Raw genomic sequence first — 25,543 nt, 5'->3', positions numbered from 1 at the left:
ATGCAATCTAAGGATGAATTTCCTGGGCGAGGTATCGATCCAACGCCCCCTTAAAAACCTGATAACACTCACACGCTGCCTCTTCCATTCCCTCTCGGTTGAGGATGGTGATACTACCCCGTGTTGTGCGAATTAAGCCTGCGGATTGCAAAATTGTTGTGGCGAGGCTGACCGCTGGACGTCCTGCACCGATCATTCCCGCCAGGATCTCGCGTGTTAGTAAAAACTCTGATGTGTTACTGTGATCCTGCGCGGATAACAGCCAGCGGCAGAGCCGTTCTTCTAGACTATGAAAGCGGTTGCATAGAGCAGATTGGCTTATTTGCACCATCTTTAAAGAAGCAAAAGCAGCTACTCGTTGGTGTAAAACAGGCGATCGCCCCAGAGCGTTGATAAAGTCTTCTGTTGACAATTTGAAGGCTTTACCGGCTAATTGAACGTCAGTTTGCCAGGGTGAGATGGTTTCATTGAGCAGAAGAATCATCCCAGCAACCCCTTCATAACCAGTGATACTGACCTCAACTAATTCCCCCATTTCAGTTGATTTTGTCCAGGACAATAAGCAGGTTGTCGGGAAATAAACATCTTGAATGGGTTCCCCAACTCGGTAGAGAATATCGTTTTGTTGGAGGTAAACCTCTCTAAGTTTGGGTTGTAGCCACTCGTGCTCTACGGGTGGTAACGAATCGAGAATAAAGTTGGTAGCCATATTGACGCTGATGGATTTTGAAGAGGCTCCGTTTAGCCTGAGGTGAAGTGAGGGGTTCGGTGTTAAGACCGCTTTCATATAGCGCGGCACCCGCTTGGGTGAAGCACGGGATGTGGAGGTGGAACCCCCACACAGAGGGCACTGCTCCCTGCACCCCCTGGACTGAACCAACTTGTACACGGCTGTAAGAACACAATTGATGTGTGTTAGTTCACGTTTGCACTGGCTCATTCCAAATTGCGGCACCTGTCAAGACAGTGGGGTCTGGGGCTATCCCACTTAGGGGTTCTACCCCTGAACCAACTCCTGGGTTGCTATATCAAGTTTTAGTTGTTTGCATGGGTCAGCCCGATTGCTGGAACCCCTTCCTTACAGCGAGGGCTTAAGACCGATTCAACGGTTTGAGGCTACACCGCTAACCCTTCCAGCCTCCCCTTGGCGAGGTTGCTGTGTACACAGATCGCTGGATCAACCTCAAAACTTTCAACAAAGAGTTCCACGCCAAAGGAGTTCATGAAGAGCCCTGCTCAAGTCTGCACTGGAAGCCCACGCTGAAGCCGTAATTTAATTTATTAAATGTTTAACCTGGCTGGATTGGATGTTATGCGTTCTTCATAAGTTCTCTTAAAAATTAAGTTTTTGACCGATCTGGGATAGAGGCTTAACACTTGTCCCACCTCACTATGAAAGAGATTGATTGTCTTTTAGTCTGTTCGCTGAAGAACTGACTCTGTATTACTTAAAGTGATTAGCTTTTCTTGATTCAACGTATATCGGATTAAGAATAGTAATGCGTTTCTCGACCAGCAGAAGAATTATCTGTGTTGATCCTTCACGCTATGATTGCGAATTGTTTATTGTGATTTTGACTCTTGCTGGCTATGAGGTGGAAGCGGTGCAATCAATCACGGGCGCGCTACCCATGATGGAGAGTAACCCATTCCATGCAGGTGTGTTTACGGTCTCGCTGATGAATGCTAGCGAGGTTGAGGCACTCAAAACAATTCGGGCAACCGCTCCATCCATGTCCTTGATTGTGTGTTCAAGTGATAGTGGGGATGCTGCACGGCAGCAAGCGATGCAAGCGGGTGCTCAAGCTTTTTTTACGAAGCCAATTGATTTTGATCAATTAACAGAGACGATCGCCCTATTGATCCCATAAGGGTTAGACAGGTTCATGAATGCGATCGCGCACGATTTGATTTGGAACCACGACTGTAAATGTTGTGATGTTCTGAGCTGATCTCACCTGGATCTGCCCTCCCATGTGTTCTGCTAGTCGTTGAGCTAACGCCAACCCTAACCCGGTTCCCCCTTGTTTCCAGGGGTCGGCGTTGGGTACGCGATAGAATTTGTCAAAGATGCGAGATTGCTCATCCTCAGGGATTTCAGTGCCCGAATTGCAAACAGAGAACTCTACTTTGCCTGGATAGGATTGAGTGTGAACCGTGATTGTTTCATGGGGAGGAGTGTATTTGCAGGCGTTGTTAAGGAGTTCACTCAAGATCCGCTCTAGCCCCGCAATATCAGCTACTAGCGGCGGTAAGTCCTGCGGGGACAACTGAAGTTTTAAGCTTTGTTGTCTCGCTCTGGCGCGTTCCTCAAATGGCTCAACCAGTTGAGTCAGCCAGATGCGGAGGTTGATGCTCTGGACGTTCTGGAGTTGTTTGCCTGATACCAACCGTTGTAAATCCAGCAAATCATTGATCAGGTTGATCTCTCGCTGACACTCTGAGTGCAAAATTTGGAGATACTGCTGAGCTTTTTGGCGATCGCCATTGAGGTTTTCTAGTTTGCTAAACGTAAGCTCCAGCATCCGAATTGCCAGATTCATATTAGACATCGGAGTTCGCAATTCATGAGAAACAGTGCTCAAGAAGTCATCCTTGAGCCAATTCACTCTTTCTAATGCTTTGACCTGTGCCTGAGCCGCTTCATACAGTCGCGCCTGACGCAGGGCGATCGCACATTGAGTCACCACCTGCTCCACCAGACCCACCTCAAACGCACTAAACACCTGTTGGGGTGGGCGAAACAGCCATAGATCACCCAGGATGCCCTGATTATCAAAAATGGGGCAAGCCAACACCGAAACCTGTTCTGGTGTTGAAGCCGAGCCGATGATACAGAATTGTAAATTTTGCCCTGACAACAAGGCTTCATACCCCTCGGAGAAGCCCACCATTTGTACAGTGCGCCCTAACATCGATGGCTCATGAACGGTTGCTTCTGCTGAGATCGTCGAGATCTCCTGATCCAGGTCATACAGTCCCGTGTTGCACCTGGCAACGTCAAGTCCGGTTGCCAATGCCTCTACCGCTGTCTGCAAAATGTGTTTCTCATCCAGGCTGTCGTGGACTCGATCGGTGATGCGTCGCAGCATGGCTTCAAACGATAGGGCTTGTTTCAAAGACTGCTCCGCCTGCTCTAACGCCTCCTGAATTTGTTGCCGAGCCGCGATTTCAGCTTGCAGAATGGTGTTCGCCTGCAACAACTCCGCCGTGCGTTCTTCAACTCGGTTTTCTAATTCATCGTGCGATCGCTGGAGGTTGTACTCGGATTGGCGGAGTTTAGCAGCAGACCGTTCTGCGTCAGTGCGAGCTTGCACCTGAGAGCGGGTAATGCCAAACAGGATCAGACTAATAATCGTTCCTCCCGAAGCCACATAGGGAACTAGACCCAATTGTGAGGTGGCATCAAACACGGGTTTGGTGGCATACACGACTGTCCAGGGACGACCCGCAATCGAGGTTGTGAGTGTAGCAGTATACCGGGGTTTGTAGTTTAACTGCTCTGAGCCATCGTGTAATCGAGAGCTATACAGCAACGAGTCTGGGCTGGGTGTGGTGCCATCATAAACTTGAAAGCTCACAGCAGGATAGGGTTCCACACTAAAGATCCCTGCCATCAAGTCATCCGCTCGAAACGGACTAAAAATAAAGCCTTCTAGCTCGTTGCGTCGCTCTGTCAGCGTATCAGGGATACCCCCCCCTTCATAAATTGGAACGTAAATTAAAAATCCTGCTTGCTTTTGTTCATCAATTTCTTGCACCAGCACCACCTTACCGGATGCCGCAGGTATTCCCTGATCGCGTGCACGCTCCATGGCAGCCCGTCGAGTCGGCTCTGTGAACATGTCATAGCCGATCGCTGCCCGATTACGCTGATCCAATGGTTCCAGGTAGACGATGGGGTAATAGACCGGACGGATAAAACCAGGGGAGAGGGTAACATTGCTCATTCCTGCAATTTGCAGGTCTGTCAGGATTTGTTGCCGCTCTGATGCTGAATATTCTTTAGAAAATCCGATTCCCTGAACGCCTGGATAATTTTTCTCTAGCAACAGTCGCGTGACATACGCTTGAAACTCATCTCGATTGACTGACTTGCTGGCTGAAAATAGCCCTGCTCCGCCCCGCAGCATCGCAATGTAAGTGTTTAATCGATTTTCAATATTGTTCTCAGTCCGTTGAATAGCATTTTGAAAGCGAATTTGATCTTTATCCTCTGCTGAATCTTTGACATAAGCCGTTGCTAATATCGTTAGACCCAATGTTCCTATCAAAACAAAATAGGGAACCCAATGACGATGTGCTTGAAAAACACGAAACGACTTCTCTTTTTTCATAGGAAGTTTAATACAGCTTTTAGCTGAGAAAACCCAATTCTAAAAACCTGCTCTAAACCTTCTATTGTTAGCTACAGATGCAAGAATCAGGTCTTCAAAAGGATAGAGTTTTGCCTTTACTTCCTGTCAAGTCAGGACGTGTGGCGATCGCTCTTCTGCTGACAGGGAATGGAGACGCTAAATCGGGTGCCCTCTCCGACCTGACTCTCAACAGCAATGGAGCCGTGTTGCAATTCCAAACATTTGTTGACAACGGCAAGCCCCAAGCCGCTACCTACAATGCTCTCAACATTTTGACCCCGATAAAAGGGCATGAAAATATGGTCGCGATCGCTCTCTAAAATACCGATACCCTGGTCTTGTACCTCAAATTTAATTTGCTCCGGTGCACAGTAAAGGTTGAGAGAAACTTGACCTCCTGAAGGAGAATATTTAATCGCATTTAGTAATAGATTGCTCAGAATTGAATAGAGTAGTTTTTCATCTAGATACACCCGTCCACAACCTCCCTGACTGGTGAAATGAAGGGTATGTTGCAGGTTGTCAACTGATTGGAGGGAGGATGGGGTGTTTAGCGATTGGATTGAGGATTGTAGATCATCTAACAAGTTAAGACAAAAAGCTTCAATGTCAATCCATTCGGGTTTGCAATCGAGGTTGCCTGCCTCAGCCCTGGTGAGCGTCAAGATGTCAGTCAGCAAGCGATTCATGAGTTTGGCAGACGTTTGAATCCGATACAGATTTTTGAGATGACTCTGTTCAATCTTGGGTTCTAAAATCTCGCCCAACAGTTGAGATGATGCCAGAATGACGCTGAGCGGTGTACGAAACTCGTGAGAAATCATTGAGAACAAACGCAATTTTAGGTGATTCAGTTCCCGTTGCTGGGCTAAAGTTTGTTCGAGAACCTGTAACTTTTGTCGTCGTCGTTGTGCCCAATAAAACACAATAATGATGCCGCAGGTCAGGATAAAGCTTAATAAAATGCCAATTCGTTCAATCGATGCTCGATATCGGATATTGGTTTGAGCTTGATCTAACGAAGTTTGAAGGTGTTGATTTTCTGCATTTTTGATGTCAGTTAATAAGGTCTGAATTTGCCCCCTTAATTGCACGCTGCGATCGGTAATGGAATGTTGTGTTTGCATTGCAGTGGGGGAGCGATCGCGCTGGTAAAGCGTAATCGATTGCTCAAACAATGCCAACCGCCGCAGGGTTAACTGACTTAATTGCTGAATCCGTTGTCTTTGGGGTTGAGCAAGATTCGGTTGTTGTTGCAGTTGGTTTAACTCTGCTTCCATCTCCAGGATTGCTATCTGATAGCGACCCAATTCCTCTTCCCGATTGGAGAACACATAGCCACGTCGCCCTGACTCAGCAACGCTCATAGCCGCTAAAAAATCTGTCAAATTTCCCAAAAAGTCGTAGGTCGATTGCACTCGGTTCGCATTTTCCACCAACTCTGTTGTATTTTTAGGGGACATCAAGTTGACAAATCCTAATAGCAGTAGGATGACGCCTAAACTGGTGGCAACAACCTTTTCCTCAAGCGACCATTTCATAGAGGACACATAGAACTCAAGCTGATCTCTCGATCGTGGCATAGCTATGCGTATTTTGATTGTTGAAGATGATGTGCAATTGTCAGAAGTCTTAACAGAAGCGTTAACGCGGCGTCAGTATGTCGTTGATGTGGCACGCGATGGAGCCGCTGCCTGGAATCTTGTGGAGGCGATCGCCTACGACCTGATTGTGCTTGATGTCACCCTACCCAAGCTCAACGGCATCCAGTTTTGTCAACAGTTGCGGATGACAGAAGCGCAGAAACACAAGCTATTGCGAAGTGCGACCCCTGTTTTAATGCTGACTGCGCGAGACACGATCGCCGACAAAATCGTTGGCTTAGATGCAGGGGCAGATGACTACGTGACAAAGCCGTTTGATCTCGAAGAACTGATGGCTCGTGTGCGGGCACTGTTGCGACGAGGGTTTGCGACAAGTGAGTTCAACTTACATTGGGGCAGTCTTCAGTTAAACCCCAGCACCCATGAAGCCACCTATGACAATCAACCTCTCAGCTTGACCCCCAAAGAATACGCTCTGTTGGAGTTGCTGGTTGCCAATGGCAGACGAATTTTGAGTCGCTCAGGCATCATTGAACAATTGTGGTCGGCAGATGATTCACCCGTAGCAGAAACCGTCAACTCTCACATGCGGGGACTGCGCCAAAAGTTAAAAACACTGGGCGCACCGGATGATTTCATTGAAACAGTACATGGGTTAGGTTATCGCCTGAAGTAAGGCAGGTAGCGAGCAACCTTTTGGGTGTCTGCACAATTTCTGCATTTCTTCTGCATAAAAGTTTCATAGCTGTACAGTATTCTTCCTGATTGGGAAAGTCTAAATCGCTTGATGTAAGCGAGGGATAAACGGTACGGAGGTGCTACGAAACAAATGGATCTGATGAGTGAAGAGTTTTATCATGGATGGATGATTCAAGTTGCTCAAGAGCAGATGGGCTATAGTTTTCAATGTTTTATGGCAGAGCAACAGAATGCCGTGACAGATGCTCAGTCCTATCTAACCGTTGAACAGGCTCTCTGTGCTGGGCGGTTGCGGGCAGATTTGGAAAGCGTGCGGTTGTCACTAACAACCTTCTTGCGCGGAAAGCTGCAATTTCTATGGCTCAATTCTGATGAGCGGAATGCTCTAGAGCACTCGATCGCCCAATATATTGATGCAGCTAAACATCAACTCAGTTAATAAATTCAGTTGATAACTTTGAGGGTGCGTATTGGTGAAGTGTAAGAGCTGACCCAAACTACTGACTAGCAATTTGCGAATAACCGTTGAGAGAACGATTGAACTGGAGGATGTAAATTCGTGATAGAGCTTTTAAATCCCGATCGCACCCTGAACTGCACTACAACTCGGCTCTTTTATTACCGCAACACAACGAACCAAATTCAAATCATGCGAGTTGAGCAAACCATGCCCCAACGATTTGAAAAGGTTGTTTTTCCAGGCGAACAAGTGCTGTTTTACGCTACATCCGCAGCATTTCTAGATATCTATGTCAATGGGATAACGAGTCTAAATCGAGTGAAACAAATCCCATGCACTGAGTTGCAGATTATTGAGACAGAACAGTCTTGAGACAGAACAATCATGACTTTTAGAGCACGGTTCTAATATGGTCAGACTCAGGTTATTGTCTTGTCAGCTTCAATCTGCTCAGTTGCAGTTGGGAGACTGGGTTCAGTATGTTGGTACAGATCCAAAACTTCAGCAGGACTATGGCAACCAAACCTTGCAAATTCGAGCGATCAACGTAATCAGTGGGATTGCTGTCTGTAACAACGAATATGGGCAACAATTGGTCGGAGTTGCTCTGGATGAATTGCGAACGATTCGTGCCGCAACCGTGAACGCAGATAACGTTAAAACTGCCCCCACCGATTGAGGTCGTGTTGTGATCTTAATCCGTCAGCATTGAGCCATCAATTGGAGTGACGCGATGGATTCAACTCAATCGATATTGCCTATAGAAAATATGTATTAGAAACTACAGAAAATTTCGTCTCTTTGCCGATCAAGCATTGTTTAATAGGATTAGGTACTGCAATTTATTCGTCTACCAATAACCGTCGGGACGAAAACACAAGACAGTTAAGACGAGGGGATGCGAGGGTGTTTTTCTCAGTCATGGGTTCTCCCTTAACATCCTGTCCTAATCAACTATTTAACTGCCATATCATGCAGAGAAAATTGCCGAAATACCAACAGTCTTTGACCCCCAAAGCCTTGACATGGAGGCGAGTCAGGTGGTTTCTCTCGCGAACACAGCAGCGGATTGCTCAACGCCCACCTGCACCATGGCAGGACATCTTCGCGGAGTCAGTTTGGAGTCCTTATCGCCAAATCTTGCTGTCCTACCTAGGCAGTTTTTTAGGAATTGCAGTGCTCGCCTATCTAACGATTCATAGTGGCTATCCTCTGATTGCGGCACCGTTTGGAGCGACAGCAGTCCTTGTGTTTGCTGTACCCGATAGCCCCATGGCACAACCTCGCAATGTGCTTGGAGGAAACTGTCTTGCGGCTATCACCTGTGTTTTATTAGTGCAGCTTTTTGGCACAGAACCGTGGGTCATGGCTCTGGCAGTTGCGACTGCTATCAAGTTAATGCAGCTAACCCAAACGCTACATCCACCTGGAGGGGCGATCGCCCTTTTGGGGGTGATGAGTCAAGCCTCCTGGGATTTTGTCTGGATTCCTGTGTTGGTTGGGTCGGTGGTGCTGGTTGTCTGTACGATTGTTTTTAATAATTTGGTTCCAGGCAGAACCTACCCTAAGCGTTGGTTCTAAAGATGGACAAAAAAGCAATACCTGAATCTATAGAAAACCTCAACTTGTTTCTATATTGAATCTCTATGGTGCGATGTGCCACAGAAGTGGCAGGATTGCGTATCATAAAATTGTTATGGTTTGACCGAAAATCATCGTTTTTTATCTATGAATTGAATAGGGTTGGTGTTGGTTATCCCCTGACATCAGCCGAGTAGTTGCTTGAGTGGCATTGCCGTTTAGGTGACTAAACGTGTACCTCATATGCATTTGTTCCTTACTCGGTAGGCAACTCCCGTGCTAGAAGCGTGTGTCTTTGCAACAGTATTATTCGGATTTTTCGGCATCATTCTTAAAAAAAGTTTGGTGATGAAAATCGTCTCTATGGATGTTATGAGCACAGGTGTGATTGCCTACTACGTGCTGATTGCATCGCGAGATGGTGTATTTACGCCGATTGCGTCAGTAGGGCAGACAGCCTATGCTGATCCGGTGCCTCAGGCAGTCATCCTCACGGCGATCGTGATCGGTTTTTCAATTCAGGCACTCATGCTCGTGGGTGTAATGAAACTCTCGCGGGATAACCCAACGCTGGAAAGTGATGTGATTGAGAAGAACAATACGTTATGAATGTTCTGACGATCGCCTGGATAGCTCTACCTTTTTTTATAGGCTTTGTCGTCTATCTCATTCCAAAGCTGGATCGATATCTGGCACTGGGGATGGCGTTAGCTTCTGCTGCCTATGCAACGCTGGTGTTCTCTGCTCCAACGCCAGTCACACTGCAATTGCTCGATAATTTTGGGGTTACGTTACTGGTCGATCCGTTGGCAGGGTTCTTTATCTTGACCAATGCTCTGGTGACGGCAGCGGTGGTTGTTTATTGCTGGCAAACCCCTCGGACTGCTTTTTTCTATGGACAGGCTGTGATCCTGCATGGCAGCGTGAATGCAGCCTTTGCTTGTACGGACTTTGTGAGCCTGTATGTCGCACTGGAAGTCTTGAGCATTGCAGCGTTCTTGCTGATTTCCTATCCCCGCAGCGATCGCTCCATTTGGGTTGGGTTACGCTACCTGTTCACCAGCAACGTGGCAATGCTGTTCTATCTGGTGGGAGCATTGCTGGTTTATAAAGCTAGCCATTCCTTTAGCTTTGCTGGTGTGCAAAATGCTCCACCTGAAGCCCTTGCGCTGATTTTTATGGGCTTATTGGTCAAGGGTGGCATTTTTGTCTCTGGGCTGTGGTTGCCAGTCACCCACTCCGAATCGGAGGCCCCTGTCTCGGCGATGATGTCAGGCTTTGTGGTGAAAGCAGGCGTGTTACCCCTGGTGCGTTGTGCGTTGATCGTCGGAGAGCTAGACCCCATCATTCGGGCTTTTGGGGTTGGCACAGCGGTGTTGGGGGTGGTTTACGCCTGCTTTGAAAAAGACACCAAGCGGATGTTGGCGTTTCACACGATCTCTCAGTTGGGCTTCATTCTGGCAGCCCCCGAAGTCGGTGGGTTTTACGCCCTGACACACGGACTGGTCAAAGCGGCTTTGTTTTTGATTGCTGGGGTTTTACCCAGTCGCAGCTTTAAAGAGTTGCAAGAGAAGGCGATCGCCACTCCTTTGTGGATTGTGCTGGTTGCTGCCAGTTTTTCCATTTCTGGCTTCCCCATGCTGTCTGGATTTGGGGCAAAGATCTTGACGATGAAAAATCTGGTGTCCTGGCAGGTTATCGGCATGAATTTAGCGGCTCTGGGAACTGCGATCTCTTTTGCCAAATTTATCTTCTTACCTCACAAGAAGGTTGAGAAACCGGAGGAACTGGGTAAGGTCAACCGTGGCTTTTGGTTGGCGGTCACGCTTTTGATTGTCAGCTTATTGGTTGCCAATCTTGTCTATATCGAGGCTTACACGCTTGGCAATATCATCAAACCTCTGGCAACGATCGCCCTGGGTTGGTTGGTGTACCTCTTGATCGTGAAACGGTTATCGGTCAAATTACCCCGATTTTTAGAGCAGTTTGATCAGTTGATGGGGATGATGAGCCTGATGTTGGTCTTTCTCTTTTGGGCGGTGTTTGCAACATGATCGGACAACTCCTACTGCGACTCACACTCTGGTTTTTGCTAACGGCTAACTTTAGTCTGGCAAATATCATCATTGGCGTTTGCATTGCGCTGTTACTGCCCCATCAGGGCATCTCACGAGAGTCCTGGCGAGAATGGTTGCGGATGGTGTGGAAGGTGTTGAAGGCGATTCCTCAAGCCTATATAGAGGCAGTAGAACTGATTCTGCGTCCCCATCAGGCGGAGGAGATAGTCATGGAGCGGGTGCGATCGCGGCGATCGCCCGGACTCGTCTTTTTAGACATTTTCGTCATTACCTTTACGCCCAAAACCATTGTTCTCAACCATCACAAAGACGGTTCGTATGAGGTGCATCAGGTCACTCGTCGGAGGAGAAGCGCATGAATTTAACACTGGTTGTGTTTGCTTTGCTGGGGGCAATGCTGATCCCACTGTATGAGGCGTGGCGCAATGAGGATATCTGGCAGACGATGTTGGCACTAACCAGTGTTGCCACAAAGACAGCGTTGATCATCTTGGTTGTAGCCACGGTGCGAAACGATTTAATGGTGGCGGTGGCGGGGGTCATCATCTTGAGTGTCGGCAACGCAGGACTGATGCTGTTGGCGCACATTCTGAAACGCATGAATTACTCCAACCAGTAAAGCAACAGTGAGGCAATGATGATCCATGTTTTAAGCTACGTCTCCATCGGTATTGGGCTGGTCTTTATGTTCTGGGGTACTTTTCATCTGCTCGATCGGCGATCGGTGCTCTATAAACTGCACAGCCTTTCAATTGCCGACACCCTGGGTGCCATTTTGATCATTGTCGGAGTATTGCTTCAGGTGCCCAGTGCGTGGCCCTGGTTAATACTGGCGATTATCTCTCTGGCACTTTGGAACACTATGTTGGGCTACGTATTGGCGTATTGTTCTAGTCGCGGAGAATCCTATGACCGATAGCTATCTCTACATCATCCTGGCTCTGTTGCCTTTAGCGGCAGCGATGGTTGTGTTGCAGGACGATCCGTATCATGCCCTGGTGATTCGCGGCATTTTGGGGGCGATCGCGGCGATGAGCTATGCCGTGTTGGGTGCAGCAGATGTGGCATTAACCGAGGCATTGGTGGGCACAATGCTGGCGATTACTCTGTATGCGATCGCTGTACGCTCCTCACTGGTGATGCGGTTGGGCATTTTGGAGCAAGATGCTGAGACAGAAGCGTGTCCTGCCTTTGCTCAACTGACAGACGATCTCCGCAAAACGTTGAACAAATATCATCTGCGATTAGAACTAGTGCCCCATGCGAATGTGCAATCTCTCCAGCGAGCCTTAAAGGATCGAGATGTGCATGGCATTTGTCAGGGGCGATCGCCTTCAGCATTAGAGGCACCGGATGCAGCCTGCCCCTACCACATTACATTCCGAGTGCATCGACTCTTTGAGATTTTTCACAACAAACTGGCTCCTACCGTCACCAGCCTTAGCTATGTCGATATTGCTCAGGATGCTTCACTGAGTGACAAGGCTGAAGCCAAAACCGTTGATCTGGAGGAGGCACATTCATGAAAGAACTGTCCATCAAATGGCTTTACATTGCCGCCGGAGTTGCCCTGTTCATCAAGATGCTCCTGATTCCCAATCCTACGCCGGAGTTAGCCAAATCCGTTGTGGATGCGGTCGTAACCGATAGTGGAGTGCCCAATGCGGTTTCGGGCATCATTTTTAGAAATCGGTTGTACGACACAATCTTTGAGGTTGTCGTGTTTACAATCGCTATTCTTGGCAGTAAGTTTCTCCTGGCAAATGAGCAACCTTCCTGTGCCATTTATCAGTTTACTGATCAAGCTTCGATTGTCCTGGCACGCTTTGGGGCAACCATCGCAGCCCTGGTCGGCTTTGAACTGGCGATTCGGGGGCATCTCAGTCCGGGGGGTGGGTTTGCCGCCGGAGTCGCCGGAGGAACGGCAATCGGGCTAGTGGCAATCACGTCTTCGCCAGAGTGGATGCAAGCTGTTTACCAACGCTGGCGTGCTGCCGTCTGGGAGAAGATTTCGGTGTTGGTGTTTATTATTCTGTCGGTGATTGTCTTATCCGGTTTTGAATTGCCGCATGGAGAGATGGGTGCATTATTTAGCGGTGGTTTCTTGCCAATTCTGAATGTTCTAGTTGCGGTTAAAGTTGCACTTGGTTCTTGGGCAGCAGTATTGGTATTCATCCGCTATCGGGGCTTGTTGTAGACCTCCGTCAGCTTCGTTCTCGAATCAATTCGGTCTAATTCCTAAAACCCATTAAAACAATTCCTCCCAGGTTTTACCGCCATCCTCTGATTTAAGGAGGGTGTTGTGCTCACTGGCAGCATAGAGAATTTGAGAATCGCTGGGAGCAACGGTCAGGTAAACAATCGTTTCGTCAATCTGAGTTTCTACTGCCTCCCAGGTCTTGCCCCAGTCAGAACTTTGGTAGATGCCCGGTGCGGTGGCGAGTAAGCGATAGCCATGCAGGGTTGTTGTGCTGTCTTCCTGGGTGAAGATTAACCCCACCAGCAGAGCATTCTGAGAACCGTCAACCACAGCCCAGGTGTTACCGCCATCCTGACTCTCGTATAGACCTTCTGAAGTAGTCGCAAAGACATGTTGGGGATCATCGGGGGCAACCGCTAAACCGAACGGGTGGGCACTGAGTCCGGTCATGTCGGGTTGTGTCCAGGTTTGCCCACCATCCCTTGAGGCAAAGAAATTGCCCGCCCAACCGTAGAGGATGGCAGGATTGCTGGGAGCGATCGCCATCGTATGAAAATCCATTCCCGGCATGGAGATCTGTTCCCAGTGTTGTCCTTTGTCGTCACTGGCACGAAATCCCAGGTTACCCCCGTTGGGTGGGTGCCCACTGGAGTAAAAGCGGTTGGGGTTTGCCGGGTCAACCATAAAGCCCATCAAGTCATCCTGTCCTTGCCCGACCCATGCCCATTGCCCGGTTTCTGAGCGTTGCAGCAAACCTTGATGGGTCGCCACATAGAGAATATTGGGATTTTCTGCACTGACACCAATGCCATGAATGTGGGTAGTGGTTCGCCAATTGGGTGATGCGGGGGTGAGAGCGATCGCGATCGGTTCGCTGGAGGGTGTCGGTGAAGCGTCGAGGACTGAGGGTTGGGGACTCGTAGTGGTTTGATTGGGGAGTGGTGATGTGGAACAACTGACAACCATGATCGCTCCCACTACACCAATTGCCAGCTTGAGGCTGTTGCTGACATAGGATTTAGATTCATGCATAACGAAACTCCTAGAGTTACGGTGCCTGCTAGTTTGACGGTGCCCACAGGTGGAGCACAAAAGCACTGCCAGTTTGGCAATGATGCGTTTCTACCCTTAGAGTGACCACTTTGCGGCTGTTTTAAGTAGAAGAAATCCTTAAATCTCCTGCTTGTTAAACTGGGAGCGATAGGGAGCTACATTATGACTTCACCGCCGCTCAACTCAACTGCAACCGAGCCATCTCCGCGTCAGTCTAACGCGCCAGTGTGGTATCGTCCGACCGTATCTCCAGAGCATGGGGTGTACATCATGCTGCTGGTGTCCTTTTTGATCGGAGCCGCTGCTGCATTCCATTGGACATGGGCAACAACACTGGCTCTCATGACAGCTTTCTGTGGTTTTCAAGCAGAACATCCACTGGTGGTGCAGATCAAGCAACGGCGGAGTTTGAAACCGCGATTGTTGGTCTGGGGTGGATTGTATTCCGTCGTGGCGATCGCCCTTGCGCTTTACCTCTACTGGCTTCAGGGGAATCTGCAAACTCCTTTATTGTGGATCTATTTGGGAGCGATCGCTGCCTTTGGGATTGATGCTGTTTCTGTCTTTTATCGCGAACAAAAATCGGTTCTGAATGAGTTGATCACCTTCTTTGCCGTGTGTTTATCAACTCCACTGGCGTATGTTGTGACCACAGGGACTCTTGCAACTCCAGTGTTGGGGTTGTGGTTGTTGAACGGTTTATTTTTCTCCAGTGCTATCTTTACTGTCAAGTTTCGCAAAAATAAACAGCACCCTCTTACTCCCAGTCTGCTCTACCATGCGATCGCTTCTGTAGTAGTTGCAGGACTGTGGGCGATCGGTTGGTTATCTCCTCTAACGGCACTGGCGTTTAGCGTTGCGCTGCTCAAGCTGGGCATTATTCTTTGGCAAAAAGAGTGGTATTGCACGACCAAAATCCAGTTTGTTGCCATGTTGGAGACTGGAACGGCTCTGTTATTTCTGGCGATCGCGGCTTTATCTCTCTTACCAGCACATCTACCAGGCTAGTACAGCAAAAAATAAGGTTTGAAAGGGGTGAAGGGGTGGAACCCCTTCTTGGGGGCGAAGTCCCCAAACCCCCTACATTGCAGAACTTTGTGTTCGCAACACTAGTTGGGGAAAGGCTCACTGTGGAGAGACTTGGCTCAGGTTGACCACCAACGGCAATCGAATGGTAAAGAGGGTTCCTGAGCCGATCTGGCTAGTGAGGGCGATCGCCCCCTGATAGGCGTCTACACATCGTTTCACAATGGCAAGCCCCAAGCCTGTGCCTTCAAAGCTGTGAGCATTGCTGGCACGATAAAAGGGTTCAAACAATTGCTCCTGATCTTTTTCTGGAATCCCAATTCCCTGATCTTGAATCCGAAAGACAACGTGATCGGCTTCAGTCAGCAAATCAAATGTAACGGTTGTGCCTGCGGGTGAGTACTTAACTGCATTGGAAAGCAAGTTAACCAGAATTTGCCGAAGGACTTTTTCATCCACCGTGGTCATCCCTTCAGCAACACCGCAGTTAAACTGAATCACGCACTTAGACTGGGTTGCCAGGTGGATTTCTTCAATCAACGTCTGACAAAATTGCACCAGTTCCAAAGTGCCTGAATTGAGATCTAGCTTTCCAGATTCAACCTCGCTAATGGTGACAATGTCGTTTAACAACACATTCATTTGCTTCACGGCTAATCGGATGCGATCGAGATACTGCTCTCTTTTTGCCTCAGAAATCACATTTCCTTTTAGTTGTAATAGCTCTGCTGCCATCGAAATATTCGTCAATGGCAACCGCAGATCATGAGATGCCATTGCAGTTACATAACTTCTAAATTGGTTCAATTCCTGTTCTTTCAGTAGAGTTTCGCGAAGGTGGCTTTCGACTAATTCTCGTTCTAAAATTTCAGTCTGGAGTTTCTGGTTGATTTGATGCAGTTCAGTCGTTCGTCGCTCGACGGTTTGGTGCAAAAATTCTAACAATTCATACATTTCCAGTGGATCAAATACTCTCAGCAAACTGCCTTGAGTCACAATTCCCTTTAACTCTCCCTGCTCTCCAGTAACAACTAATCGTCTAATGCGGTGTTGTTGCATTAACTGTTGGGCTTTTAACAACGGGTCTGAGGGATGAATTTGAAATAGAGGAGTACTCATCACTGCCTCAGCTCGCAGGCTAGACAGATCAAGCTCTAAAGCCTGATATTGCACAATATCTCGTTCAGTGATTAGACCGACAGCATACAGGGATTGAGAGCCTGTTTGAATATCACTCTGAGTCAGGACAATGGAACTGACTTGATGCTGGATCATCAATTGCGTCAACGTCAGAACATTGGTTGAAGCCGGGGCAGACACTACCTCACAGGTCATGACATCCCGCACTTGTTTCCACTTCAACATATTTAACGGTTGCAGAGCTTTGCGAATGCTGCCAGAGCTGATCAACCCTAAAATATTTCCCTGCTCATCTAAAACTGGCAGATGGCGAATTTTATACTCTCTAAAAATTGAAAGGGCAGCTAGTAAACTGAGCGCGGGAGCTTTTGTCAGCGTTACGACGGGATGGCTCATAACATCCTCAATTTTGAGGTCGCGCCACTGAGTTTGGGCAGCGGTTAACTTGACCAGGTCGTGCTCTGTAAAAATGCCAATGAGTTTTGATTGTTCTACCACCAAGACGGCACTGCTGGCTTGCAACAACGCCGAGTCAAACGCTGCACTGTTTGAGTCTGTCGGTAGAATGCACTGCTGTTGGGTAACCTGACTCATTCGGGCAATGACTTCGATGAGGGGAGTACCAGGCGCAACAAGGGTCGGTTGTGAGTCGATTGTTGTCTCTAGAGATGGCAAATAAGCGGATAGGCTTTCAAGTTGCATGGGGGAGGAAAATGAGCAGGTCAGGTTTACTCAAAGCATTACTTATTAGAATGCCTCAATTCCCTCAAAAGTTAGAGGACACAGACCATGAATTGGCTGTCATTCACTGACTAAATCCGTCTGAGTACGGGCAAAAACAAACCCTACAACAACCGTAAAACGGGTGCTATAGGGTATACCGACTTCTGTAATGGAGTCTTAGTACGACTCGTTGTAAATCAGGGTGGGAATTTGGGGTGCAGGGGTGAAACCCCTGGCTGGGGGCGCAGCCCCCGCACTCCCCTGGTTTTATTTCCAAACCCTATCTGTGAATAGCAGTACTTAGCTAACAACTTTTTCTTTAAACAGCTTTCCGGCACTAAAGGCTGGAACTCGTGTCGCTGGAATCGTCATCGTTTCGCCTGTCTTAGGATTGCGGCCCTCACGAGCCGAACGTTCACGCGGCTCAAAGGTACCAAACCCAACCAGGGTGACTTTTTCACCCGACGAAACTGCCTCTTGAATCGTCTCTAGAGCTGCGGTCAAAATCCGGTCAGCATCCTTCTTAGAAACACTCGCCTTCTCGGCGATCGCATCGATTAATTCACCTTTGTTCATCTGTAACTCCTCAAACTAAGGGATAACAAACGTTTGCGCAATTGTACTACAGCTTCTTGGGAACTGAATCAATTTAAAGATTCTGGCGTAACAAATACACACGATAGAGCGTGTATCTCATAGCTATAGCCACTTTTATAGCTAAACAATCACAAAATTGCGCGAGTTAATCACCTCAACCGTCACATTTTGTAAAGTCCTGAAATTCATCTCTTTCGATAGAATTAGTTCAAAAGTACTATAATTGTTGGTGATAGTAAATCTACTGATGACGTTGCCTGGATAGCAAAGTTATCAAAGCTTGGGAGAGTTATCCCTAATACGATGCATCTGGAGTGACTATGCCCTCCCAATGGACATCTGAACAAGTGTTGGCACTCGCACCAGATGCAGCTTCCGCTAAAAATGGACGAGGATTGGCGACACTGAGGAAATGGTCGTCTCTGGGGTGTTCCTCAAGCGTGGTGTGGGGGGAGTGTCAGGGCAGTGGCAACGATCCCTACCGGACGCAGATTGATGTCAGTGAACCTGCGTTTCGCTGTAGTTGTCCGAGTCGAAAGTTTCCCTGTAAGCATGGTTTGGGACTCTTCTTGCTACTGGCAGAACAAGCCAATGAATTTGCAGAAACAGAGCCTCCTGCATGGGTTGCAGAATGGGTCTTGAGCCGTTCTCAACGGGCTGAAAAACAAGCCGCAAAGCAAGCCAAGCAACAGGAGCAGGTTGCCGATCCGACAGCACAGGCAAAACGGGCTGCTGCCCGACAGCATAAGGTGAGCTTGGGCATTCAGGACTTGCGCCTCTGGTTAGAAGATCGCGTTCGGCAAGGGCTAGCGACGGTGCAACAAGAGGCTTATCAGGTTTGGGATACCGTTGCAGCACGCATGGTAGATGCTCAGGCTCCGGGGCTTGCTCGTCAATTGCGGGAGATGGCGGGTCTTGCCAATCTTAGTGCTGGAGGTCATGCTCGGTTGTTGGAGCGGTTAGGACAGCTTTATCTGATTACAGAAGGGTTTCAGCACATCGACAGCCTGCCACTAGAGGTGCAAGCGGACCTGCGGACGCAAATTGGTTGGACGGTGAGTCAAGATGAGGTGTTCAACCGTAAACCCCACTCCGATCTCTGGCTCGTGGTCGGACAGCGTACTGAGGTCGAAGATCGTTTGAGGATTCGTCGGACATGGCTATTGGGCATCGGTACGGCTACCTTTGCCCTCCTGCTCGATTTCGCCCATGGACAGCAACCGTTTGAACACAGCTTTTTGTCAGGCACCTGTCTGGAAGCAGAGCTTGTTTTTTATCCCAGTGCTTACCCTCTACGTGCCCTGATCAAAACTCGGCAGGAAGCGGTGTTGCTGTCAAAGCAACCGCCCGGAAAGACGACAATTGCAGAGGCGATCGCCACCTATAGCCATGCCTTTGCGGTTTGTCCCTGGTTGGAACAGTTTCCCCTGTTGTTGCAAGCCGTTGTGCCGTTCCGGGAGGGTGATCACTGGCTGATTCAGGATGCTCAGGGAGCCGTGTTGCCGCTCTCCAATCGGTTAGAGCCGAGACAGGCGTGGCAACTGTTGGCATTGAGTGGAGGCACACCGTTAACCATTTTTGGGGAATGGAATGGAGACGATCTGTTGCCGTTAAACGTTTGGATGGAGGAGTCACTGTATGGGCTTGGATGATCCCTGGCAGCAGGTGGTATCCGCTGCGCTGTTGGGTACTGAACGGCAACCTTTTACCGTTCCGATGGTATCTGGCAAGGTCGGGCAGCTATTGACGCAAGTGAGTCACCTGTCCCCCGAAGCGGCTCTGTTAACGACTGCGGCGATTCTCTCGCTACACCGACAGGCAGGCTGGCTGCCCAGAACCTATCCTGTTGTGGCTCAAAAACCCTACCAGGATGACGATCTGCCCCGTTGTAGCCCCCGTGCGGCTTGTCTACTACAGCAGATGCTTCAGGGGCAATATACCCAGGTGTTGCCAGAGTGGTTGGCGATCGCCTCCAAACAACGCCAGCGAGTCCCTGAACTGTATCTGCCGGAATTACTGGACGCAGGAAGACAACAGCGAGATTTACGGGCTGCAATTCTGCTTGTGTTAGGACAGCGAGGACGCTGGCTTGCTGCTCAAAACCCCGATTGGAGCTATGCAGTAGAGGTAGCCACAGAGGAGGACTGGGAGACGGGCAGTACAGCCGCCCGACTGCTGTATTTACAAGATTTACGCTCACATCAGCCCGATCGCGCCAGAGAGCTACTGCAAGGCACCTGGAGCCAGGAGTCAGCGGGCGATCGCGCTAAGTTTCTTGAAATCCTCCGAATTGAGTTGAGCATGGCAGATGAACCGTTCCTGGAGGAAAAATTGGGCGATCGCAGTAAAGAGGTGCGTCGGGTTGCAGCCGACCTACTGGCTAACCTCCCAGACTCGCGATTGTGTCAACGCATGACTGAACGGATCAACGCTTTGATCCCTGCAAAGGCACACCAGGATGGGATTCAAATCGAACTGCCAGCAAGTTGTGATACCGAGATGTTACGAGATGGCGTTGGACAATCAACCCCTAACCGAAATTTAGGAGAAAAAGCAAACTGGTTGTTGCAAATGATCGCAGGTGTTCCGTTGAGGTTTTGGCAACAAACGTTTTGTCAAACCCCGACTGAGCTAGTTAAAGCAGCGGCACTGAGTGAATGGAAAACCGTTTTATTAGATGGATGGGCACAAGCGGCAAGACGGCATGGCGATCGGGATTGGGCAGCCGCAATCCTCAATTACTCCGGCAAAAGCGCACGCGGTCAAGTCTGTGTCGAAGTCTTATCAGAAGAACAACTGGAAGCAGTTGTGATTCACGAATTACAGTCTGATCCCGGTCAACTTAATCAGCTTCTCTGGATACTGCAACGCCACCAAAACCCCTGGAGTGTAGAGTTGGCGCGTGAAGTGATGCATGGTTTATCCAATCTTGTTCCTGAGACAACTGTTCTCTGGCAATTGCGCTCCGCACTGGAAGAGTTTGCTTTACGAATTCCACCTGAACTGATTACGGAGGCAACGGACCTCAGAACAACATTTGAAGATAACACCATCTTGAATAGTGCAATACATCATTTTTTGGCATTACTGCAATTTCGATACGACATGCGGCAAGCATTTGAGCAACCGTCCTCGGTGGGGCACAGCATTCCGCAGGGTGCCCATTAGATAGACCGAGACTGGTTTCCAAAAGCTTTATTCCTATTGATTTCTAGTTATTGATTTCTAGGCTACAAATTCCACAGTCAAACATCCTCACCACCTTTCACCCCATCACCCATGGCAACCCCAAAAGCGAACGCTCAGACCGCTCACTCTCAGACAACTCCCAACTCCCAACCGCCAACTCCTCCCTCCTCTCTTTTGCGCGAGCACGCTGAACAACAATTTGCTCACGAATTAGATGAATTGGCTCAAGCTGATACTCGGCAACGTCCGCCCAACTGGAAGCTATCCCCCTGGGCGGTGTCAATTTATTTGCTGGGTGGAACGCTGGACAACGGATTTGAAGTGTCTCCCAAATACATCGGCAATCGACGCTTGATGGAGGTGGCGATCGCTACCCTTGCTACCGATCGCGCTCTGTTGCTCTATGGCGTTCCGGGAACGGCTAAATCCTGGGTATCTGAACATCTGACAGCGGCCATTTCTGGTGACTCTACCCTGCTGATTCAAGGCACCGCAGGCACGAGCGAAGAGGCGATTCGCTATGGATGGAATTACGCTCGCTTGCTGGCGGAAGGTCCGTCGATGGAGGCATTGGTGGCGAGTCCGATGATGCGGGCGATGGCAGACGGCAAAATTGCCCGTGTGGAAGAACTGACGCGCATTCCCTCCGATGTGCAGGATACGCTGATTACTGTCTTGTCTGAAAAGGTGTTGCCTATTCCTGAACTGAATGCCGAAGTTCAGGCGACGAAGGGCTTTAATGTGATCGCTACGGCTAACAATCGCGATCGCGGGGTTAATGAACTCTCCAGCGCATTAAAACGCCGCTTTAATACAGTGATTTTGCCCGTACCCGACACAATCGAATCAGAGGTGGCGATCGTCCATCAGCGGGTAACAAGCCTGGGACGTGCTTTAGAACTGCCTGCGGAAGTGCCCGCATTGGAGGAAATTCAACGAGTGGTCACCATCTTTCGAGAACTGCGCAATGGAGTCACAATCGACGGCAAAACAAAACTGAAGTCGCCAACGGGCACCCTCAGCACCGCAGAAGCCATTTCCGTGGTGAATAGTGGCATGGCACTCTCGGCCCATTTTGGAGATGGGGCGTTGAAAGCCAATGACCTGATTTCTGGGTTAGTTGGGGCAGTTGTGAAAGATCCCATTCAAGATCAGGTGGTGTGGAAGGAATATTTGGAAACCGTCGTAAAAGAGCGCGATGGCTGGAAAGACTTGTATCGTGCCAGTCGGGAAATGATTTGATATGCCAACTGCTCATTCTCGTGTTCACATTTTTGGTATTCGTCATCATGGCCCCGGTTCTGCTCGCAGCTTATGCCAGTCGTTAGAGGCACTGCGACCTGACATGGTGCTGGTTGAAGGACCACCGGATGCTGAAGCTGCTCTGCCGTTGCTGATCCATCCTCAGATGCGTCCCCCGGTCGCCTTACTGGTTTACGTCCCAGACAATCCTCAGCGGGCGGTCTACTATCCCTTTGCTGTCTTCTCACCGGAGTGGCAAGCCCTTCGCTATGCCCTGGAGCAGCAAGTCCCCGTGCGGTTTATGGATTTGCCTCAAGCGCATCGATTGGCGATGGGAGGAGAGGCAGGTGAAGATGTGAAAGACAATGAAGTAGCGGAGGAGGGTCAAGCCACAGAGGCGATCGCCCCGACTCCCCATTCCCCCCTGCCCCAGGCTACCTGCCAGACTGATCCCCTCAGTCTCCTGGCACAAGCCGCAGGCTACAGCGATGGAGAACGCTGGTGGGAGCACCTGGTAGAACAGCGGCAGGACAGCACGGAATTATTCGCGGCGATTCTCGAAGCAATGGTTGTTTTGCGGGCTGAGGTGGAGCAGACGACCGCCTGGTTATCTCCATTGGAACCACTCCGCGAAGCCTACATGCGAAAAACGATTCGCGAGGCGGAAAAGCAGGGCTTTCAAAAAATTGCTGTGGTTTGCGGAGCATGGCACGCGCCTGCACTGGTTAACATGCCTCCCGCTAAAGACGATAACGCGCTCTTGAAAGGCTTGCCCAAGTGTAAGGTGGAGACAACCTGGGTTCCCTGGACACATGGACGCTTGTCTATGAGTAGTGGCTATGGGGCTGGAATCGAGTCACCAGGCTGGTATCAGCATCTCTGGGATCAGGGAGAACGGAGCCAACAGCGATCGCCACAATGGGGTCAAACGCAGAGTGCCAGCAAAACAATGGATAGCTCAATTTGCTGGATGACTCAAGTGGCGCGATTGCTACGCAAACAAGACCTGGATGCCTCTTCTGCAAACGTCATCGAAGCGGTGCGTTTAGCCGAAACCCTGGCTGCTTTGCGCGATCGCCCCCTTCCTGGGTTGCCGGAGTTAAACGAAGCCACACAAACTGTGCTGTGCTTTGGGGATCCGCTCCCGATGCAATTGATTCACAATCAGTTGATTGTCGGTGAACGGTTGGGCAAGGTTCCTGACGAGACGCCGATGGTGCCGCTCCAGCAGGATCTCCAGCGACAGCAAAAGCGATTGCGGATGAAACCCGATGCAGCGGAAACCAGCTTAGACCTCGATTTACGAAAACCCCTTGACCTGGAGCGATCGCAACTGTTGCATCGGCTGAGACTGATCCACCTCCCGTGGGGCAAACCCCAGTTGCTGGGCAACACAAAAGGGACGTTTCGGGAGTCGTGGCAGTTGCAGTGGAAACCCGAATTTGCGATTCGGTTGATTGAGGCGGGCGTTTGGGGAAACACGGTTGAGAGTGCAGCCACCGCCTGGACGTGCGATCGCTCGAATCGAGCGAATTTGCCAGAGTTGACGGAGTTGATTGATCAAACTTTGGTGGCAAATCTGCCATCGGTAATCGCTCATCTGATGGCTCGTCTGCAAGCTGAAGCGGCGATCGCGAGCGACATTACCCATCTGATGGCAGCGTTGCCGCCTTTGGTAAACGTCATGCGCTATGGCACAGTGCGCCAGTTTGAGACAGAGGTGGTGGGGCATGTGGTGGATGGGCTCATTACCCGGATTTGCGTTGGTCTTCCGGTGGCGTCAGCTTCGCTGGATGATGAGGCGGCGGCTAATTTGTATCGGTTGATCATTGCAGTGCAGGGGGCGATCGGGTTACTCCAGCAACCGAATGCATTGGAGCGGTGGCAACAGGTGCTGGCAAAACTGGCAGACCAGCAGGGATTGCATGGGCTGTTGGCGGGTCGGTGTTGCCGATTGTTGTTTGAGGCGGGTGTATTTCAGGCAGAAGACACTGCCCGTCGTCTGGGATTGGCACTCTCTACCGCTACTGAGCCTGCCCATGCTGCCCACTGGATTGAAGGCTTCCTTGCAGGGAGTGGGCTGTTGTTACTGCACAACCCAACTCTCTGGCAGGTTTTGGATGACTGGGTGATGCAACTCTCAGGGGATACCTTTACGGCAGTTCTGCCCCTGTTGCGTCGCACCTTTTCCACCTTTTCTGCCTCAGAGCGTCGTCAGATGGGAGAGCGTGTCCGTCAGGACGGGGAACGGGGTATGGCAAATAGAGCATGGAGCAGCCCTGGCGAGTGGGATAGTCATCGCGCAGAGGCGGTTCTTCCTCTGATTGCTCAGTTACTAGGTGTTGCACTGTGAGGTTGCACTGTGAGGTTGCACTGTGAGGTTTCATCATGACTGACTTCTCGTCACAAAAGCGGCTGCGACGTTGGCGGCTCATTCTGGGTGGAGGTGCCGCCGATGGTATTTGTGCAGGAGCCGATGGGGATGAGCGGGGTGGGTCGTTAACTCTAAGTGATAGCGATCGCGCCATGGATAAGGCGTTAGCTGCTTTGTATGAGTCGCAACGAGGAAGTGGAGCCGGATTTGCGTCGCCACAGGTGGCTCGTTGGTTAGGCGACATTCGCACCTATTTTCCAACGTCGGTTGTGCGAGTAATGCAGCAAGACGCTCTGGAACGTCTCAATCTACAACGACTATTGCTGGAACCAGAAATGCTGGAAGCGGTGGAACCGGACGTGCATCTATTGTCAAATCTGTTGTCGCTGAATGCGGTTATGCCCGCCAAGGTCAAAGAAACAGCCCGAATTGTGGTGCGACGAGTCGTGGATGACCTGTTGCAGAAACTCGCGAATCCGACTCGGCAGGCGATCATGGGGAGCCTCAACCGCGCCGTTCGGAATCGTCGTCCCCGACACCATGAGATTGATTGGCAACGCACCATTCGAGCGAACCTGAAGCACTATCAGCCAGACTATCGCACCATCATTCCGGAGCGTCGCATTGGCTATGGACGGAAGCGATCGTCGCTCCAGGACATTATCCTGTGTGTGGATCAGAGCGGTTCTATGCTGTCTTCCATGGTGTATGCAGGCGTTTTCAGTTGTGTCTTAGCGTCACTTCCGGCTGTCCGCACGCGCCTGGTCGCATACGACACAGAGGTCGTTGACCTGTCAGATTTATTGCAAGATCCGATAGAGGTCTTATTTGGAACTCAACTGGGGGGTGGCAATGACACACCCAAAGCACTGGCTTATTGTCAAAAGCTGATTCAACGTCCTCAGGAAACCATTTTTGTGTTGATCTCGGATTTGTATGAAGGTCCGGGCAGTGAAGAAATGATCAAACGATTGGGGACGCTGGTGTCCAGTGGGGTACAAGTCATTACCCTATTTGCTCTGAACGACGATGGTTCACCCGCCTATGATCACGACAATGCTCACGCATTAGCAAAACTCGGAATTCCCGCTTTTGCCTGTACACCAGACCTGTTCCCTGATTTGATGGCAGCTGCGATTAATCGACAAGACCTGACCCAATGGGCAGCGACTCAAGAGATTGCGATCGCCCAGTAATCGAGAGTAGCAGTAAGCGAGAG

Annotated in this window: 25 protein-coding genes; 19 read left to right on the top strand and 6 right to left on the bottom strand. The window is 49.8% G+C overall.

Translation table 11 applies throughout. The features are described 5' to 3' along the window. Window positions 1–7: 7 nt before the first annotated feature. Entirely contained in the window at window positions 8–709 is a 702-nt protein-coding gene (locus tag H6G89_RS27135) for a Crp/Fnr family transcriptional regulator (RefSeq protein ID WP_190512515.1), read from the bottom strand. Between the two features lie 790 nt (window positions 710–1,499). On the opposite strand from H6G89_RS27135, the gene H6G89_RS27130 reads away from it, so the two are divergent. After that, a complete protein-coding gene (locus tag H6G89_RS27130) occupies window positions 1,500–1,871 on the top strand; it encodes a response regulator (RefSeq protein WP_190512514.1) in 372 nt (123 codons plus the stop codon). A 3-nt stretch (window positions 1,872–1,874) separates the two neighbouring features. Here H6G89_RS27130 and H6G89_RS27125 read toward each other — a convergent pair whose 3' ends face one another. Together H6G89_RS27125 and H6G89_RS27120 are read right to left on the bottom strand one after the other, a co-directional pair. After that, on the bottom strand, window positions 1,875–4,337 hold the full coding sequence (locus H6G89_RS27125) for a CHASE domain-containing protein (protein WP_190512512.1): 2,463 nt from the start codon (window positions 4,335–4,337) through the stop codon (window positions 1,875–1,877). 131 nt (window positions 4,338–4,468) lie between these two features. Beyond that, window positions 4,469–5,941 carry a sensor histidine kinase gene (locus tag H6G89_RS27120; RefSeq protein WP_242060139.1) on the bottom strand — a complete coding sequence of 491 codons (1,473 nt, stop codon included), beginning with the start codon at window positions 5,939–5,941 and terminating at the stop codon, window positions 4,469–4,471. A 4-nt stretch (window positions 5,942–5,945) separates the two neighbouring features. Here H6G89_RS27120 and H6G89_RS27115 point away from each other — a divergent pair, with 4 nt between their 5' ends. The 12 genes from H6G89_RS27115 (at window position 5,946) to H6G89_RS27060 (ending at window position 12,977) form a co-directional block, all read left to right on the top strand. Beyond that, window positions 5,946–6,638 (top strand): response regulator transcription factor, encoded by a 693-nt coding sequence (locus tag H6G89_RS27115; protein ID WP_190512510.1) that lies wholly within the window; start codon window positions 5,946–5,948, stop codon window positions 6,636–6,638. Between the two features lie 153 nt (window positions 6,639–6,791). Beyond that, complete coding sequence (locus tag H6G89_RS27110) at window positions 6,792–7,100, top strand: hypothetical protein (RefSeq protein ID WP_190512508.1); 309 nt, start codon at window positions 6,792–6,794, stop codon at window positions 7,098–7,100. 120 nt (window positions 7,101–7,220) lie between these two features. Then, complete coding sequence (locus H6G89_RS35270; protein WP_190512506.1) at window positions 7,221–7,493, top strand: DUF1830 domain-containing protein; 273 nt, start codon at window positions 7,221–7,223, stop codon at window positions 7,491–7,493. 37 nt (window positions 7,494–7,530) lie between these two features. After that, window positions 7,531–7,800 carry a hypothetical protein gene (locus H6G89_RS27100; protein ID WP_190512504.1) on the top strand — a complete coding sequence of 90 codons (270 nt, stop codon included), beginning with the start codon at window positions 7,531–7,533 and terminating at the stop codon, window positions 7,798–7,800. A gap of 293 nt (window positions 7,801–8,093) precedes the next feature. Next, window positions 8,094–8,702, top strand: coding sequence for an HPP family protein (locus H6G89_RS27095; protein WP_190512503.1), 609 nt, complete (start codon window positions 8,094–8,096; stop codon window positions 8,700–8,702). Window positions 8,703–8,978: 276 nt separating this feature from the next. Beyond that, window positions 8,979–9,311: a cation:proton antiporter subunit C gene (locus H6G89_RS27090; RefSeq protein ID WP_190512501.1), complete on the top strand. Its 333-nt coding sequence runs from the start codon at window positions 8,979–8,981 to the stop codon at window positions 9,309–9,311. Next, window positions 9,308–10,756: a cation:proton antiporter gene (locus H6G89_RS27085; RefSeq protein WP_190512499.1), complete on the top strand. Its 1,449-nt coding sequence runs from the start codon at window positions 9,308–9,310 to the stop codon at window positions 10,754–10,756. Before H6G89_RS27090 ends, H6G89_RS27085 begins: the two co-directional genes overlap by 4 nt. Beyond that, entirely contained in the window at window positions 10,753–11,139 is a 387-nt protein-coding gene (locus H6G89_RS27080; protein ID WP_190512497.1) for a Na+/H+ antiporter subunit E, read from the top strand. The genes H6G89_RS27085 and H6G89_RS27080 overlap by 4 nt, the downstream gene beginning before the upstream one ends. Beyond that, window positions 11,136–11,399: a hypothetical protein gene (locus tag H6G89_RS27075; protein ID WP_190512495.1), complete on the top strand. Its 264-nt coding sequence runs from the start codon at window positions 11,136–11,138 to the stop codon at window positions 11,397–11,399. Before H6G89_RS27080 ends, H6G89_RS27075 begins: the two co-directional genes overlap by 4 nt. 18 nt (window positions 11,400–11,417) lie before the next feature. Then, window positions 11,418–11,699, top strand: coding sequence for a monovalent cation/H(+) antiporter subunit G (locus tag H6G89_RS27070; RefSeq protein WP_190512689.1), 282 nt, complete (start codon window positions 11,418–11,420; stop codon window positions 11,697–11,699). Then, complete coding sequence (locus tag H6G89_RS27065) at window positions 11,689–12,306, top strand: DUF4040 domain-containing protein (RefSeq protein ID WP_190512493.1); 618 nt, start codon at window positions 11,689–11,691, stop codon at window positions 12,304–12,306. The genes H6G89_RS27070 and H6G89_RS27065 overlap by 11 nt, the downstream gene beginning before the upstream one ends. Window positions 12,307–12,317: 11 nt before the next feature. Further along, window positions 12,318–12,977 (top strand): Na(+)/H(+) antiporter subunit B, encoded by a 660-nt coding sequence (locus tag H6G89_RS27060; protein WP_190512688.1) that lies wholly within the window; start codon window positions 12,318–12,320, stop codon window positions 12,975–12,977. A 51-nt stretch (window positions 12,978–13,028) separates the two neighbouring features. Here H6G89_RS27060 and H6G89_RS27055 read toward each other — a convergent pair whose 3' ends face one another. Beyond that, window positions 13,029–14,012, bottom strand: coding sequence for a F510_1955 family glycosylhydrolase (locus H6G89_RS27055; protein ID WP_190512491.1), 984 nt, complete (start codon window positions 14,010–14,012; stop codon window positions 13,029–13,031). 183 nt (window positions 14,013–14,195) lie between these two features. Between H6G89_RS27055 and H6G89_RS27050 the strand changes: the two genes are divergently transcribed. Further along, entirely contained in the window at window positions 14,196–15,041 is an 846-nt protein-coding gene (locus H6G89_RS27050) for a YwiC-like family protein (protein WP_190512489.1), read from the top strand. Window positions 15,042–15,158: 117 nt separating this feature from the next. On the opposite strand, the gene H6G89_RS27045 is transcribed toward H6G89_RS27050, so the two are convergent. Next, on the bottom strand, window positions 15,159–16,901 hold the full coding sequence (locus H6G89_RS27045) for a CBS domain-containing protein (protein WP_190512488.1): 1,743 nt from the start codon (window positions 16,899–16,901) through the stop codon (window positions 15,159–15,161). Window positions 16,902–17,222: 321 nt separating this feature from the next. Further along, window positions 17,223–17,498, bottom strand: a complete 276-nt coding sequence (locus tag H6G89_RS27040; RefSeq protein WP_190512478.1) for an HU family DNA-binding protein — start codon at window positions 17,496–17,498, stop codon at window positions 17,223–17,225. Between the two features lie 341 nt (window positions 17,499–17,839). On the opposite strand from H6G89_RS27040, the gene H6G89_RS27035 reads away from it, so the two are divergent. The 5 genes from H6G89_RS27035 to H6G89_RS27015 all read left to right on the top strand — a co-directional run bounded on the left by H6G89_RS27035 (window position 17,840) and on the right by H6G89_RS27015 (window position 25,520). After that, the gene (locus H6G89_RS27035) at window positions 17,840–19,171 is read left to right on the top strand and encodes an SWIM zinc finger family protein (RefSeq protein WP_190512476.1); all 1,332 of its coding nucleotides are present in this window, start codon (window positions 17,840–17,842) and stop codon (window positions 19,169–19,171) included. Next, window positions 19,158–20,687, top strand: coding sequence for a DUF5691 domain-containing protein (locus H6G89_RS27030; protein ID WP_190512474.1), 1,530 nt, complete (start codon window positions 19,158–19,160; stop codon window positions 20,685–20,687). The genes H6G89_RS27035 and H6G89_RS27030 overlap by 14 nt, the downstream gene beginning before the upstream one ends. Before the next feature lie 111 nt (window positions 20,688–20,798). Then, window positions 20,799–21,950 carry an ATP-binding protein gene (locus H6G89_RS27025; protein ID WP_190512472.1) on the top strand — a complete coding sequence of 384 codons (1,152 nt, stop codon included), beginning with the start codon at window positions 20,799–20,801 and terminating at the stop codon, window positions 21,948–21,950. A 1-nt stretch (window position 21,951) separates the two neighbouring features. Further along, window positions 21,952–24,303 carry a DUF5682 family protein gene (locus H6G89_RS27020; protein WP_190512470.1) on the top strand — a complete coding sequence of 784 codons (2,352 nt, stop codon included), beginning with the start codon at window positions 21,952–21,954 and terminating at the stop codon, window positions 24,301–24,303. Window positions 24,304–24,338: 35 nt separating this feature from the next. Further along, a complete protein-coding gene (locus H6G89_RS27015) occupies window positions 24,339–25,520 on the top strand; it encodes a VWA domain-containing protein (RefSeq protein ID WP_190512468.1) in 1,182 nt (393 codons plus the stop codon). Window positions 25,521–25,543 lie beyond the last annotated feature (23 nt).

The organism is Oscillatoria sp. FACHB-1407, assembly GCF_014697545.1.
GTDB lineage: Bacteria > Cyanobacteriota > Cyanobacteriia > Elainellales > Elainellaceae > FACHB-1407.
The sequence above is the reverse complement of the archived record's forward strand: the minus strand, read 5'-3'. Positions and strand labels throughout refer to the sequence as shown.